A 361-nucleotide genomic window follows, 5' to 3' on the forward strand; every position below is an offset into this window, starting at 1 on the left:
GGCTTAACCGATAACGACATCGACGTCAAAGACGATGGTTCCGTCGTTATCAGCAAAGACGGCAAGACCGGCAACCTAACCCCCGCCCAGACCATCCGTGAAAAAGCCACATCACCAGGCACCCCCGGTGGTGGTTCCAGCTTTATCATCCCCAAAGATGACAAAGGCACAGTAGAAGAGCTGAAAGACCACAAGGCCTACATCTTTGGCTATGAAGATGGCACCGTCCGGCCCGATGGAAAGATTAAGCGGGCCGAAGCAGCCGCCATGGTCGCCCGCCTAATGGGCTATGACCTATCAGATGTCAGCAAACCAAAATTTGCCGATACCAACGGCTGGTATAACAATGTTATCAACGCAA

1 protein-coding gene is annotated in these 361 nt (G+C 52.6%); it reads left to right on the plus strand.

The annotated features are described in order from the left end of the window. Nucleotides 1-361, plus strand: a 361-nt coding sequence (locus ACLGL1_RS09835; RefSeq protein ID WP_411008490.1) for an S-layer homology domain-containing protein, incomplete at both ends; no start/stop codon positions are given.

The sequence above is a fragment of the Peptococcus simiae genome (genome assembly GCF_046569735.1).
Lineage (GTDB): Bacteria > Bacillota > Peptococcia > Peptococcales > Peptococcaceae > Peptococcus > Peptococcus simiae_A.